Annotated in this window: 9 protein-coding genes; 2 read left to right on the forward strand and 7 right to left on the reverse strand. The window is 71.3% G+C overall.

Annotation, left to right across the window (positions count from 1 at the left end; all coding sequences use genetic code 11):
- Positions 1-416: 416 nt before the first annotated feature.
- The 3 genes from WME90_RS47990 to WME90_RS48000 are packed head-to-tail and all read right to left on the reverse strand — an operon-like array spanning position 417 to position 3,245.
- Positions 417-1,247: an ABC transporter permease gene (locus WME90_RS47990; RefSeq protein ID WP_437278829.1), complete on the reverse strand. Its 831-nt coding sequence runs from the start codon at positions 1,245-1,247 to the stop codon at positions 417-419.
- Positions 1,244-2,137: an ABC transporter permease gene (locus WME90_RS47995; RefSeq protein WP_437278830.1), complete on the reverse strand. Its 894-nt coding sequence runs from the start codon at positions 2,135-2,137 to the stop codon at positions 1,244-1,246. Before WME90_RS47995 ends, WME90_RS47990 begins: the two co-directional genes overlap by 4 nt.
- A complete protein-coding gene (locus WME90_RS48000; RefSeq protein ID WP_437278831.1) occupies positions 2,130-3,245 on the reverse strand; it encodes an ABC transporter ATP-binding protein in 1,116 nt (371 codons plus the stop codon). Before WME90_RS48000 ends, WME90_RS47995 begins: the two co-directional genes overlap by 8 nt.
- Before the next feature lie 349 nt (positions 3,246-3,594).
- Here WME90_RS48000 and WME90_RS48005 point away from each other — a divergent pair, with 349 nt between their 5' ends.
- On the forward strand, positions 3,595-7,428 hold the full coding sequence (locus tag WME90_RS48005) for a serine/threonine-protein kinase (RefSeq protein ID WP_437278832.1): 3,834 nt from the start codon (positions 3,595-3,597) through the stop codon (positions 7,426-7,428).
- Between the two features lie 68 nt (positions 7,429-7,496).
- Here WME90_RS48005 and WME90_RS48010 read toward each other — a convergent pair whose 3' ends face one another.
- From WME90_RS48010 to WME90_RS48020, 3 genes are all read right to left on the reverse strand, one after another.
- Complete coding sequence (locus tag WME90_RS48010; protein WP_020742172.1) at positions 7,497-7,805, reverse strand: hypothetical protein; 309 nt, start codon at positions 7,803-7,805, stop codon at positions 7,497-7,499.
- A gap of 146 nt (positions 7,806-7,951) precedes the next feature.
- Positions 7,952-9,445 (reverse strand): aminomethyl-transferring glycine dehydrogenase subunit GcvPB, encoded by a 1,494-nt coding sequence (gene gcvPB / locus WME90_RS48015; protein WP_437278833.1) that lies wholly within the window; start codon positions 9,443-9,445, stop codon positions 7,952-7,954.
- Between the two features lie 15 nt (positions 9,446-9,460).
- On the reverse strand, positions 9,461-10,063 hold the full coding sequence (locus WME90_RS48020) for a hypothetical protein (RefSeq protein ID WP_437278834.1): 603 nt from the start codon (positions 10,061-10,063) through the stop codon (positions 9,461-9,463).
- Positions 10,064-10,342: 279 nt separating this feature from the next.
- Between WME90_RS48020 and WME90_RS48025 the strand changes: the two genes are divergently transcribed.
- The gene (locus WME90_RS48025; RefSeq protein WP_437278835.1) at positions 10,343-12,070 is read left to right on the forward strand and encodes an FG-GAP repeat domain-containing protein; all 1,728 of its coding nucleotides are present in this window, start codon (positions 10,343-10,345) and stop codon (positions 12,068-12,070) included.
- Positions 12,071-12,218: 148 nt separating this feature from the next.
- On the opposite strand, the gene hemL is transcribed toward WME90_RS48025, so the two are convergent.
- Entirely contained in the window at positions 12,219-13,532 is a 1,314-nt protein-coding gene (gene hemL / locus WME90_RS48030) for a glutamate-1-semialdehyde 2,1-aminomutase (protein ID WP_437278836.1), read from the reverse strand.
- Between the last annotated feature and the right edge of the window lie 236 nt (positions 13,533-13,768).

A 13,768-nucleotide genomic window follows, 5' to 3' on the forward strand; every position in this document is an offset into this window, starting at 1 on the left:
TCAGCCTACCGTAAGCCGTGAGCCGATCCAACCTGTTCGCACAAGTGGGCGACGCGGGCGATGTTCCCTACGTCCGCGCGAACGCGCTGTGTAGGCGCTCGGCGCGGAGCGCATACATCCTGAGCGGCGCCGAGCGCGCGGCGCGCGCGGATCTCGCCGCGCGGCGATCGGAGCACGCGGCCGCCGAGCGCCGTCGGGCGCGCGCTCGCGGGCCGCGAGGGCCCTGATGTTCGCTCAAGCCCGCGCCCCGGCGCAAGCGCGACGCGACATCGATCGCCGGTCGTGTTCCCCGCGTGTCCATGATCGCGGTGCGCTGGCGGACGGCTCGCCCTGCCCCGCGTCCGCGAGGACGGCGCGAGCCCGTCAGCGGTCGAGCTTCCGGGCCGAGGGCCCTTCGGCCGAGCGGGGGTGGCAGCTCAATCGTGCTTCCAGCGGGTCAAGCGCTCCAGCATCATGATGGACACCGCCACCCCGAACACGAGGATAGTTGAGATGGCGAACAGGTCGGTCCGGATGCCTCGCACCTGGGACTGGTAGACGTAGAGCGGGAGCGTGACCGAGCGGGGGCCGGACGTGAAGAAGCTGATCACGAAGTCGTTGAGCGACAGCGTGAACGCGAGCATGGCGCCCCCCACGATGGCCGGCCACAGGAGGGGAAGCGTGACCCTCCGGAAGTGGAGCCACGGCGATGCGTAGAGGTCCATCGCCGCCTCGCTCAGCGTCGGTCCGATGGCCGTGAGGCGGCTGCGCACGATGAGCGTGACGAACGCGATCTCGAACGTCACATGACCGATGATCATCGTCGTCATGCCGGGCTCGAACCAATCGTCCACCACCCGGCGGAGCAAGTTGAACGCCATGACCAGCACCGCCGCGAACGTGATGTCCGGCGCCACCGCGGGTATGTCGACGATCGACTCGAGCAGGCGGCTCGTGGAGCTCGTCCACGGAAAGCGCATCCCGAGGGCGAGCAGCGTCCCGAGGACCGTCGCGATGAGCGTGGAGGCGCCGCCGAGCAGCATGGTGTTCACGGCCACCTCGCGGATCTCCCTGGCGTGCCGGCTGGTCTCGGGATCGGCGAAGAGATCGACGTACCAGCGCACCGTGAAGCCCGTCCAGAGGAGGCCCCTCTCCGAGGCGTTGAACGAGTAGACGGCGACCGCGAACAGCGGCACGTACAGGAGCGCGAAGCCGAAGAAGGCGGCGACGGTCGTCAGGGCGCGCCAGGGGCCGCGGCCGATGTTCACAAGATCTCCACGGAGCGCCCGTTCCGGCGATACAGCGAGACGCCGCCCAGGGTCAGGATGATCAAGATCAGGCTCAGCGCCGCGCCATAGGGGATGTTCCGGCCGGGGCCGAACTGGTGCTGGATCAGGTTCCCTATCAGCCAGTGCTTCGCGCCGCCGAGCATGTCGCTCACCACGAAGACGCTCATCGCGGGGACGAACGTCAGGATCACCGCGACGCTGAGGCCAGGGAGGGTCTGGGGCAAGATCGCCGCGAGGAAGACGCGCAGGCGCGAGGCATAGAGGTCCTGCGCCGCCTCGACGAGCGACCAGTCCATGCGGTCGATGCTGGTGTAGAGGGGGACCACCGCGAACGGGAGCGAGGCCGCCACGAGGCCGAGCGTGACCGCGGTCCAGCTCGGGTAGATGTCGCGGCCGGGATCGACCCAGCCGAGCCCCGCCGCGATCTTGGCGGGCAAGAGCTGCGCGGAGAGCAGGAGCTTCCAGCTGAACGTGCGGATCACGAGGTTCGTGCAGAGCGGGACGATCACGGTCGCGAGCCAGAAGAACCGCCGGCGCCGCGAGCCGCGGGCGATGAAGAAGCCCATCGGATAGGCGAGCATCACGGAGGCGGTCGTGGCGATCAGCGCGAGGACGATGCTCCTGATGAGGATGCGCGCGTTCTCGCCCGACGCGGCGCCGAAGATGCGCTGGAACGACTCCAGCGTCAGCTCCCAGATCAGGGCTCCGTCCGCGTCGCGCTTCACGAACGACACGACGATGAGCGCGAGGCTCGGCAGGAGGAGGAACGCGGACAGCCACGCGACGCCGCTCGCGATGAACAAAAAGCCTCGCGCGAGGAGCCTGCGCCGCGTCGTCAGCTGGCCATACCAGACCGTGGGCTCAGTCAAGGAGCACCTCGAGCCGCTCGGCGGGCAGGGCGAGCCAGACCGATGAGCCGGGCTTGAGCCGCGCGCGGGGGCTGAGCTGCACGCGCAGGGGCCCGGGCTCGACGATGAGCTCTACGTGGTCGCCTCGATAGAAGCTCTCGCGCACGACGCCGCGCACGCCGTTCTCCGGGGGCTCGTCCTCGCAGAGCTCGATCCACTCGGGGTGGATCGCGAGCGTGCCAAACTCCCACTCAGGCATCGTCTTGACCCTCAGCGCGCCGACGGTCGTGAAGACGAGCGTGGCGCCGATGCGCTGCGCCGAGATGAGGTTGGCCGCGCCGAAGAACTCGGCGACGAATCGGTTGCGCGGGCGCTCGTACACCTCGGTCGTCGCGCCTTGCTGCTCGATGCGGCCCTTGTTCATGAGGACGACCCGGTCCGAGACCGTCATCGCCTCGTCCTGATCGTGAGTGACGAGCACGAACGTCTTGCCGAGGGCGCGCTGGAGCCGGCGAAGGTCGAGCTGGACCTCGGCGCGGAGCTTCGCGTCGAGGGCCGACATCGGCTCGTCGAGCAGCAGCACCTCAGGCTCGTTGACGACCGCTCGAGCGAGCGCGGCTCGCTGCTTCTGGCCACCTGAGATCTGGTGGGGGTATCGCGCGGCGAGATCCTCGAGCTTCAGCATCGCGAGGCTGGCGCGCACCCGCTCGTGCACCTCCTCGTTGGGGAAGCTGCGCGATCTCAGGCCGAACGCCACGTTCTCGAACACGGTGAGATGCGGGAACAGCGCGTAGTTCTGGAAGACGGTGTTCACCGGCCTGCGGTTCGCGGGCAGGTGGTCAACCCCTCTGCCCGCGAGGAGGACCCGCCCCCGGTCCGCCCGATCGAGCCCCGCGATGATCCGGAGCAGCGTCGTCTTCCCGCAGCCGGAAGGCCCGAGGAGCGTCACGAACTCGCCGGCCTCCGCCGTGAACGACACGTCGTTCAGTATCTGTGTCTTGCCGAAGCTCTTGCTGATGTTCTCTACGACTAGGCTGCATCCCGGCTTCTGGTCGACCCCGCCCTCGATCGGGGGCGCCGCGCTGCGCCGCGCCGACGTCGCGAAGAAGTCTCTCAACCTCTGGATCACCCCGTCAAACCCTTTACACGTGGCGCTCTCGGACGCGCTTCCGAAGCCTCGGAGCGTACTACGCAGACCATGATGCCCTCCCGTTGTCAACTGGGTGCGCGCCGGTGCTGACCGGCGGAGCGGCGCGCGCCCGGGCGGGTTCTTCTCGCTCGCGGACGGCTACGCTACCGCCCTTCGCCTAGGCATGCCAGCTTTCTGCCGATCCCGTCGCCGTGCCACACTCGGTTCACACACACCTCGCACGCGGTCCACGCACGGTCCACGCGCACCTCGCGCACCTCGCGCGCGGTCCACGCGTGGTCACGCTTGGCTTGCCACCGCCAGGCGCCGGTGATTTCTTGGTGCTCGCATGGGCCTGAGGAACGCGAGACCCGAGTTCGGAGGCACGCGTCGCTTCCAGGTCGTTCGCGTCGTCGGGGTCGGCGGGATGGGGGTTGTGTACGAGGCGTTCGATCGCGACCGAAAGGGGCGCGTCGCGCTGAAGATCCTCCGGAATCTGGGCGCCGAGGCGCGCCTCCGGTTCAAGAACGAGTTCCGATCGCTGCAGGACATCCAGCACCCGAACCTGGTCAGCCTCGGCGAGCTGCACGAAGAAGAGGGGCAGCTCTTCTTCACGATGGAGCTCATCCGCGGCGTCGACTTCGTGGTGCACGTGCGCCTCCACGAGGAGGGCGACGCCGCGCCGAGGGGCCAGCCCGCGAGCAGCGGGCCGCGCTCGACCCGGCCCTCGAGCCCCATGTGGTCTCTGAGCGCCTCCGCGGCGGTGCAACAAGGCCGGATCAAGCGCCCCTTCCACGAGGCCCGCCTCCGCTCGGCCCTGGCGCAGCTCGCCCAGGGGCTCGCGGCGGTGCATGCGGCTTACAAGGTTCACCGCGACATCAAGCCTTCCAACGTCCTCGTCACCGCGGAAGAGCGGGTGGTCCTCCTCGACTTCGGCTTCGTCGCCGACGCGAGCGGCCCAGGGCGCGAGCAGGCCGTCGTCGGGACCCTTCATTACATGGCGCCCGAGCAGGCCGAGGCCAAGGCGGCCGGGCCCGAGGCGGACATCTACAGTGTCGGCGTCATGCTCTACCTCGCGCTGACCGGCGTCTACCCGTTCCAGACGGCGCCCAAGGCGGCGCTCGACATGATGCGGCGGGCGGAGCCTCCGCCGCCGAGCCAGCTCGTCGAGGACATGCCTCCCGACATCGACGAGCTCTGCGTGGACATGCTCCGCATCGATCCCGCCGCCCGGCCGACGGCGCGCGACGTGCTGCGCCGGCTGCGGGTGCAGGAGCCCATCGAGGAGCCGCCCGTCCTCTCGCAGCGCATCGGCTTCGTCGGTCGGCACAGCGAGCTCGCCGCGCTCGAGGGCGCGTTCGCCGAGGCGAAGCTCGGGCGCGCGGTCACGCGGTTCATCGAGGGCGAGTCGGGCGTCGGCAAGAGCGCGCTCCTGCGCCGGTTCCTGGAGCGCATCGACAAGGAGGCGCTCGTCCTCGCGGGGCGCTGCTACGAGCGCGAGGCGGTCCCCTACAAGGCGGTGGACGAGCTCATCGACGGGCTGAGCCGGCACCTCGCGCAGCGCGCGCCGGAGCAGGTCAAGGCGCTGCTGCCGCCCAACGCGGGCCTGCTCGGCACGGTGTTCCCCGTGCTCCGGACCGTCCCGGCGATCACGGAGGCGCGCGCGCGGCGCAAGGCGATCGACCCGCCGGAGATCCGCGCCCTCGTCTTCACCGCGCTCCGGGAGCTGCTCGGCCGGCTCGCGGCCGAGCGGCCGCTCGTGCTCGCGATCGACGACCTCCAGTGGGCGGACGCCGACAGCGTCGCGCTGCTCTCGGAGGTGATGCGCCCGTGGACGGATGCCGATTTGAGCGCCGCGAACAGGCCTGGCTCGTTCGCTGGCCTCGACGGGCCCGTGTCCTCGGGCGCGCCGGTCGACCCGTCGCGCCCGCGCGCGATGATGCTCATCGCGTCCGTGAGGACGGCCTCGGAGACCGCGCCGCCCGTCTCGCGGCAGCTCGGGGTGCCGGTCGACTCGCTCGGGCACATCATCCTCCACCGCCTGTCGCTCGCGGAGGCGCAGGAGCTCTGCGCGCTCCTCCTCCGGGGCGCTCACGTCGGCCGCCCGCTCAGCATCGAGGCGATCGCGCAGGAGGCCGGCGGCCACCCGCTGTTCATCGACGCCCTCCTGCGCCACCGGATGATGTCCCCGGACGCCGACGGCGGCCCGGTGCGCCTCGACGATGTCCTCTGGGCGCGGATCAGCCGGCTCGACCCGCGGGCGCGCCAGCTGCTCGAGCTCGTCGTGTGCGCGGGCGTGCCGGTGCTGACGTCGGTCGCAGCGCACGCGATGGCGGCGGACTTCGGGGAGCTCACGCGGGTGCTCTCGGCCCTGCGCGCGGCGAACCTCGTGCGGACCGGCGGCTCGGGTCAGAACGAGTTCGTCGAGCCGTTCCACAACCGCATCCGGGAGACGGTGGCGAGCCGGCTCGACGATCAGGCGGCGCGCAGCTGGCACGGCCGGCTCGCGCTGGCGCTGGAGGCCTCGGGGCGCGCGGAGCTCGAGGCGCTGGCCGAGCACTGGCGCGCCGCCGGGGACCCGGAGCGCGCCGCCGGCTACGCCGTGCGCGCCGGCGAGCAGGCCGAGGCCGCGTTCGCGTTCGACCACGCGGCGCGCCTCTACCGCATGGCGATCGACCTCCACCTGCCTGGCGGGGCGGAGCGGCGGGTCGTGCTCGCCAAGCTCGGCGACGCGCTGAGCAGCGCCGGCCGCGGCGCCAAGGCCGCGGAGGCCTACATGGCCGCGAGCGACGGCGCCCCGGAGGCCGAGGCGATCGATCTCGGCCGCCGCGCCGCGGAGAACCTGCTCCGCGCCGGCTACGTCGACGCCGGCATGGCGGGCCTGCGCTCGGTGCTCGGCGCGGTCGGGATGCAGGTGCCGAAGACGCCCGAGCTCGCGGTCGCGTCGCTGATGCTGCGGCGCGCGCAGGTGCGCCTGCGCGGGCTCAACTTCGTCGAGCGCCCGGCGGACGAGGTCTCGCCGGAGGAGCTCACGCGCATCGACGTCTGCTGGTCGGCGGCGATGGGGCTCGCGATCGTCGATCCCACGCGCGGCGCCGACTTCCAGGCGCGCAACCTCCTCTTGTCGCTGAAGGCTGGCGAGCCGTACCGCGTGACCCGCGCCCTCGCCTTCGAGGCGAGCTACCTCGCGATCGACGGCGGCCCGTCGGCGCCCCGCGTCGCCGACCTGCTCTCGACGGCGAGCGCGATCGCGGCGCGCATCGGCAGGCCTCACGCGCTCGGCCTCGTCGGGTTCGTGGGCGGCGTCACGGCGACGCTGTTCGGCCGCTGGCAGCAGGGCGTGGCGGATCTCGATCGGGCGGACACCATCTTTCGCGAGCGCTGCACCGGCGTCACGTGGGAGCGGAGCTGGGCGCACACCTTCGCGGTCTGGGCGCTCTGGTACGGCGGCGAGACGCGCGAGTTCATGCGCCGGGTCCCGATGTACTTGCAGACGGCCGACGAGCGCGGCGACCGCTACCTGGCCACGAGCCTCCGCTCGTCGCAGAGCAACGCCTACTGGCTCGTCGGCGACGATCCCGACTCCGCGCTGCGCCAGGCGCAGGACGCCATCCGGAGCTGGTCCAAGGCGGGCTTCCAGCTGCAGAGCTACTTCGATCTCGTCGCCCGCGCGCACATCGGCCTTTACCGGGGCGAGGGCGAGGCGACCTACCGCCTCTTCGCGGAGCAGCGGGCGGGCATCGAGAGCTCGCTCGTCCTGCGCATCCAGGCCGTGCGCATCATCATCACCCACCTCCGGGCCTGCGCCGCGCTGGCCGCGGCCGCCGCGGCCACGCCGGCCGACGCGGAGCCGCTGTACGAGGAGGCGACGCGCGCCGCCCGCAAGATCGACGCGGAGCACATGCCCTGGGCCGACCCGCTCGCGGCCGCGGTGCGCGCCGCGATCGCCGCGGCCCGCGGCGAGGCGGAGGCGGCCATCCAGCAGCTCGCCGACGCGGCGCGCGGCTTCGAGGCCGCCGGCATGGCCCTCTACGCCGCGGCGGCGCGCCGCCGTCACGGCGAGCTGCTGAAGGGCGACGAGGGCCGCGCCGCCGTCGCCGCGGCGAACGGCTGGATGCAGGATCAGGGCATCGTGAGCGCCGATCGGATGACAGCAATGCTCCTCCCTGGTTTCGCGAGCTAGCGCGGAGCGCCTCCGAGGCACGGAGGCGCCAGGTCGGGAGAGCGGCGAGCCTCGCGCCGTGGGGCGCTCTAGGGCTTCACGCGCAGGACGGCGGTGCCCTTCTGCTTGCCGTAGAGCTGCTTGATCTCGATCTTGTACTCGCCGGGGGACGAGGCGCTGAACTCGACGGGGGAGGCGCTCTGCGGCTTGCCGGTGGGCAGATCGCGCAGCACGCGCTCGATGATGATCTTCCCGGACGGGGAGCGGATCTTGATGTTGAACGGGGGGGTCGCCTCGTCGTAGGCACGGAACACGAGGCGCACGGTGTCTCCAACCGAGACCGGGGTGGTCTGGCTGATCGTCTCGATGTCGCCTTCGTTCTCAACGGTATCGGCCACGCGTCGCTCGTCCCGTGAGGTGCCTCACCGCGGTCCCTCGGCGCTCATTGTAGTCGCGTCCGGCGGAGATTCGCGAATTTGGAGCGCACGGCCGGCCGGCGCCGCCCGCCGGAGGAGGCCGACCGCGGGCCGCCTCCTCCGGTGGATCAGGCCTTCGACCATCGCAGGCGCGGCTGGCGCGCGGCCCGGGCCTCATCGAGGCGGCCGACCACGGTGCCGTGGGGCGCTTGCTTCACGACCTCCGGCGTCTCCTGCGCCTCCTTGAGGATGCTGAGCATCGCGGCCACGAACTCGTCGAGGGTCTCGCGGGTCTCCGTCTCCGTCGGCTCGATCATCAGGGCGCCGGGCACCACCAGCGGGAAGTAGACCGTGGGCGCGTGAAAGCCGTAGTCGAGCAGCCGCTTGGCGACGTCGAGCGTCTTGACCCCGGTCTCCTTCTCCAGCTGGCTGTCGGAGAGCACCACCTCGTGCATGCACGGCTGCGGCACCGGCGCGAGGTAGTGGTCCTTCAGCTTGGCCCACAGGTAGCGCGCGTTGAGCACGGCGAGGCTGCTCGCCATCGTGAGGCCGTCGCCGCCCATCTCGCGGATGTACGTGTACGCCCGGATGAACATGCCGAAGTTGCCCGTGAAGGCCCGGAGCCGCCCGATGCTCTGGGGCCGATCGCGGTCCCACGCGAACGCGTCGCCGCGCCGCACGAGGACGGGCGAGGGCTGGAACGGCTCCAGGTGCTTCTTGAAGCAGACCGGCCCGGAGCCGGGGCCGCCGCCGCCGTGCGGGGTCGTGAACGTCTTGTGCAGGTTGATGTGGATGACGTCCATGCCGACGTCGCCCGGCCGCGCGTGCCCCATGATCGCGTTCGTGTTCGCGCCGTCGCCGTAGACGAGCCCGCCCTTGTCGTGGATGAGCTTGATGATCGCCGGCAGGTGCGTCTCGTAGGCCCCGAGGGTGTTCGGGTTCGTGATCATCAGCCCGCAGACGTCGCCGTCCGACCCCTCGCGCTCGATCGCGGCGAGGACCTGCTCGGGGTGGGTGATGCCGTCGGCGTTCTTCTCGATCCGGACGGCCACGAGCCCGTTGAGCGCGCAGCTCGCCGGGTTCGTGCCGTGGGCGCTCTCCGGGATGAACACCTTCCTCGGCGAGCGCCCCTTCGACTCGTGGAACGCCCGCATCATCATCAGCCCGGCGAGCTCGCCCTGCGCGCCCGCCGAGGGCTGCAGCGAGCAGCCGTCCATCCCGCTGACCTCGCAGAGCGCCTCCTGCAGGCGCCACATCACCTCGAGCGACCCCTGGCAGAGCTCATCGGGCGTCATCGGGTGCAGCTTCGCGAAGCCCGGGATGCGCGCGGCCCACTCGTTGATCTTCGGGTTGTACTTCATCGTGCACGACCCGAGCGGGTACATCTGCCCATCGATGCAGAAGTTCCACTGCGAGAGCCGGATGAAGTGCCGGAACGCCTCCGGCTCGCTCACCTCCGGCAGGCCTGCCGGCTCCTTGCGGGCGAGCGCGCCGTAGTGGGCGGCGGGCTCGACCTCGGGCACGTCGAGCGGGGGGAGCGACGCGCCGGTCCTGCCCGGCGTGCCACGCTCGAAGATGGGGGGTTCACGGAACTGAATGCCTCGAGGCTGCGGTTGGGTCATCGGGGGGCTGTTATGTCAGAGGCCGGGGGGCTCGGCAGGTGCTTCGTCGGAGGGAGAGGCGGGCGGCTCGGGCGCGCCGGACTCCTGGTTCTCGCTGTCCCAGTCGCCGCCGCCCATGTCAGCGGCGCCGGAGCCGCCGATCGATTTCAGATCCGGGAGCATGTTGCGCTGCTTGACCGCTTCCCAGGGCTCGCCGACCTCGTCCTTGTTGCGGCCGATCTCGCCCGTCAGCTTGTCGTCGACGTTCTCGCCCTCGGGCCGCTGGTACTTGAAGTACCCCCGGCCTTCCTTTGTCGCGCTCTGCCCGACCGCGCCGATGGTGTGCTCGGTCCAGGTGAACTTGATGAGGTCGCCTGTCACCGTCCCGTGCAGCACGCCCCAGCGATCCTTGACGGGACGGATCCAGCGTCCCTCGATGGCGTCGTTGTCCTGCACGAGGTGCAGGTAGCCGTAGAGCTCGCTGTAATAGACCCCCGTCCAGTCGCCGCCTTCGGGCATGTCACCGGCTTGCACCTTGGCCGTCTTGGGCGCGGGATTCGAGCTGCAGCCAAGCGCCGTCGTCCCCAGCAGGAGGGCACACGCGGCGCCGGCAATCCAAAGCCGTCGCGATACGTTCATGGCGGCGGAGCCTAGCACAGCACCTACCCGCACCCATACCCCCGCCATGCGTCTCCGACGTCGCGCGGGGGCGCGAGCGGATGTGCAGCGGGGCGTGGGGCGGGCATGGAGGGACGCGCGCTACGCCACGGACGTGTACTTGCCTTCCTTCTGCAAGGAAGTGCGCCTACCTGCGCACCTGAAGGAGGAGTGTGACCCACCGTTCGGCGCGTGCGCGACCGCGTCAATTTTCCGCTTCCACCTCCTTGTGGGGCCCGGAGCGCTGGTAAGCTCCCTGGCATGATGAAGTCCTTTGTCTACAACCGAGGTTTTGTAATTCCCGGTAGAATCGCTCTCTTCACCAGCCTCCTCGCCCTCACGGCGTGCGAGGGGCAGCTCGGTAACCCCGACGGCACCTCTCCCACGGGCGGCAGCGGCTCCTCCGGCTCCGGCGGCTACCGCCCCCCCGTCGGCGGAGGCTCCAAGCCGCTTCCGGCCGCCGCGTCGTGCGCTCCGGCGTCGAGCGGCTCGTCCGACGTCGCGGAGCCCCAGCTCCTCCTCCAGCTGTCCGACGACGACGAGAGCGCGTGGCTCGGGTCGCCGGTGGTCGCTGATCTCGACGGCGACGGCGAGAAGGAGATCCTGGTGACGCACAACGGCAACGTCGTCGTCTGGGGCCCCGACGGCGAGCAGAAGTGGCGGTACGACGAGTCCCGCCAGAACGGCCGCATCTGGGCGAGCCCGATCGTCGCGGACTTCCGCGGCGACGAGCAGCTCGAGGTGGTCTTCGCGGCGCGCACCACGATCTACATGCTCGACGCGAGCGGCAAGCTCGTGAGCGGCTGGCCCGTCACCTGGAACGACGAGATGCGCTCCCTCGCCGCGGGCGACATCGACGGGGACGGGCAGCTCGACGTCGTGGCCGTGAGCACCGACAGATCCCCCGACTACGCCGACATCCTGATGGCCTTCCACGCGAGCGGGGCGCCGGTCGAGGGCTTCCCGCCGATCGAGAGCCAGACGATCGGCTGCGACGCGCGCCGGAGCGACGACGCCGAGTGCTGGATCGTGGGCGGCTACGACCAGAACCTGGCCATCGGCGATCTCGACGGAGACGGCTCGCAGGACATCATCGCGCCGATGGATAACTCCTATGCCGGGTTCTATCACGGCACGGGAGAGGCCTTCGACGCGAATCCCATGTTCAGGGGCCGCCCGAAGACGCCGGGCGTGCGGTACATGCACGACCTCGAGCTCGCGAAGCAGGGCTTCGGCGACAGCAGCGACCTGCAGGCCTATTTCAAGAACTCGGCCCCTGCGATCGCGGACGTCGACGGCGACGGCACGCCGGAGATCATCATGCTCGCGGCGGCCGAGGACGTCGACATGTCGAACCAGTCCCAGGGCGTGGGCCTCTGGGTGGTCCACAACGACGCGAGCCGCATCGAGGGCTGGGAGAGCCCGTTCTACGCGCCGGACTACCTGTCCGGCGGCGAGGATCTCGGCGGCAACATCGTGGCCATGACCCAGCAGGTGACCGTGGCCGATCTCGACGCGACGCACGCCGGCCCCGAGATGGTCTTCGCGGGCCTGGACGGGCGGATCCACGCGGTCTACGCCGACAAGACCGAGTTCTGGGACGTCGCGTACACGAACGACACGCAGGTGCTCACGGGCGGCGTCGTTGTCGGGGATCTGTCGGGCGACGGCATCCCCGAGATCGTGTTCACCACCTACTCGACCGAGGAGGACAGGAGCCACCTCTTCGTCCTCGACGCCGGCGGCAAGATCCTCCACCAGATCCCGCTGCCGCGGCTCGGCGCGATGCCGGTGCCGACGCTCGGCGACGTGAACGGCGACGGGACGATCGAGATCGTCGTGTCGCTCCGCGAGATCGGGTGGGACGGGGCGGACCCGGAGCCGAACACGTATGTGTACACGGTGCCGGGATCGGCGACGAACTGCCTGCTCTGGCCGACGGCTCGCGGCAACTACTACAGAAACGGCTGGGTCCGCGCGGCGGACTGACGCGCTCGGGCGCCCCTCCGCGCGCCGGCGCAGAGGGGGCGCCAGCCTGCGGAGGGCCGATCGCCGCGGCGGTCGGCCCTTCGTCGTCTTGGCCTCGCCCTCGCTGGGATGCTCCGGCGGGGGCCGGCGCGCAGGGCGGCCGCGGCCCTCAGGCCGCGAGCGCCTCGCGGCAGGCGGCGATCGTCCGCTCGATGTCCTCTTCCGAGTGCGCGCCGCTCAGGAACGCCGCCTCGTACTGCGACGGAGGCCAGTAGATGCCGCGCGCGAGCATCGCCGCGTGGAAGGCGCTGAAGCGCTTCGTGTCGGAGGTGGCGGCGTCGGCCCAGGAGCGGACCGGCCCCTTCGTGAAGAACAGCGTGATCATCGAGCCGACCCGCTGGACGCACGCGGCCGCGCCGGCGCCCTCGGCGGCGGCCCTGAGGCCGCGCTCGAGCGACGCGCCGAGCTTCTCGAGCCGCTCGTAGAGATCGGGCGTGAGGCGCTCGAGCGTCGCGAGCCCCGCCGTGACCGCGAGCGGGTTGCCGCTGAGCGTGCCCGCCTGGTACACGGGGCCGAGCGGCGAGACGACGCGCATCACGTCGGCGCGGCCGCCGTAGGCCGCGAGGGGCATGCCGCCGCCGACGATCTTGCCGAGCGTCGTCAGGTCCGGCCGGAGGCCGAAGCGCTCCTGCGCGCCGCCGCGGGCGAGGCGGCAGCCGGTCATCACCTCGTCGAAGATCGAGAGCGCGCCGTGCTTGCGGCAGAGGTCGATCACGAGGGCGAGGAACCCCGGCTCCGGCGGGACGCAGCCCATGTTGCCGACCACGGGCTCGAGGATGACCGCGGCGATGTCGCCGCCGCGCGCGGCGAAGGCGGCCTCGAGGGCGGCGGGGTCGTTGTAGGGCAAGGACAGCGTGGTGCGGGCGATGCTCTCGGGGACGCCGGCGGAGTCGGGCGCGCCGAAGGTGGCGAGCCCGCTGCCTGCCTTGACGAGCAGGTGATCGGCGTGGCCGTGATAGCAGCCCTCGAATTTGATGATGGCGTCGCGGCGCGTGAAGCCGCGCGCGACGCGGATGGCGCTCATCGTGGCCTCGGTGCCGCTCGATACGCAGCGCAGCATGTCGATGCTCGGGTAGAGCTCGCGGATCTTCTCGGCGAAGCGGACCTCGAGCTCGGTCGGCGCGCCGAAGGAGAGGCCGCTGAGCGCGGCCTCGCGGACGGCCTCGACGACGGCCGGGTTCGCGTGGCCGAGGATGGCCGGCCCCCAGGAGCCGACGTAGTCGATGTACTCGGCTCCATCGGCGTCGAACAGCCGCGCGCCCTCCGCGCGGGCGATGAACAGGGGGTCGCCTCCGACGGCGCGGAAGGCGCGCACGGGGCTGTTCACGCCGCCCGGCAGGACGGCGGCGGCGCGGTCGAACAGGGCTTTGGAGGCGGGGGCTCGGTCCGCGCGGGCAGGCGGAGCGCTTGTCGCGTTCGTCATCGTGCTCCGGCCATAGCAGGGGCGAGGCGGTGGAGCGACGCGGATCGCGGACGCCGGGCGGGGGGCATCGCGGACGGGGGGCATCGCGGACGCGGGGCGTCGCGGACGCGGGGCGTCGTCTCGCGGGTGAAAGGCGCGAGCTGTCGGGGCGTTGCGGACATCGGGCGCGGCGCGTCGCGGATGCCGGGCGCGGCGCGTCGCGGACACCGGGCGCGGGGCGTTGCGGACGCGGGGCG

Source organism: Sorangium sp. So ce375, from assembly GCF_051473855.1.
In the GTDB taxonomy this organism is placed as follows: domain Bacteria; phylum Myxococcota_A; class Polyangia; order Polyangiales; family Polyangiaceae; genus Sorangium.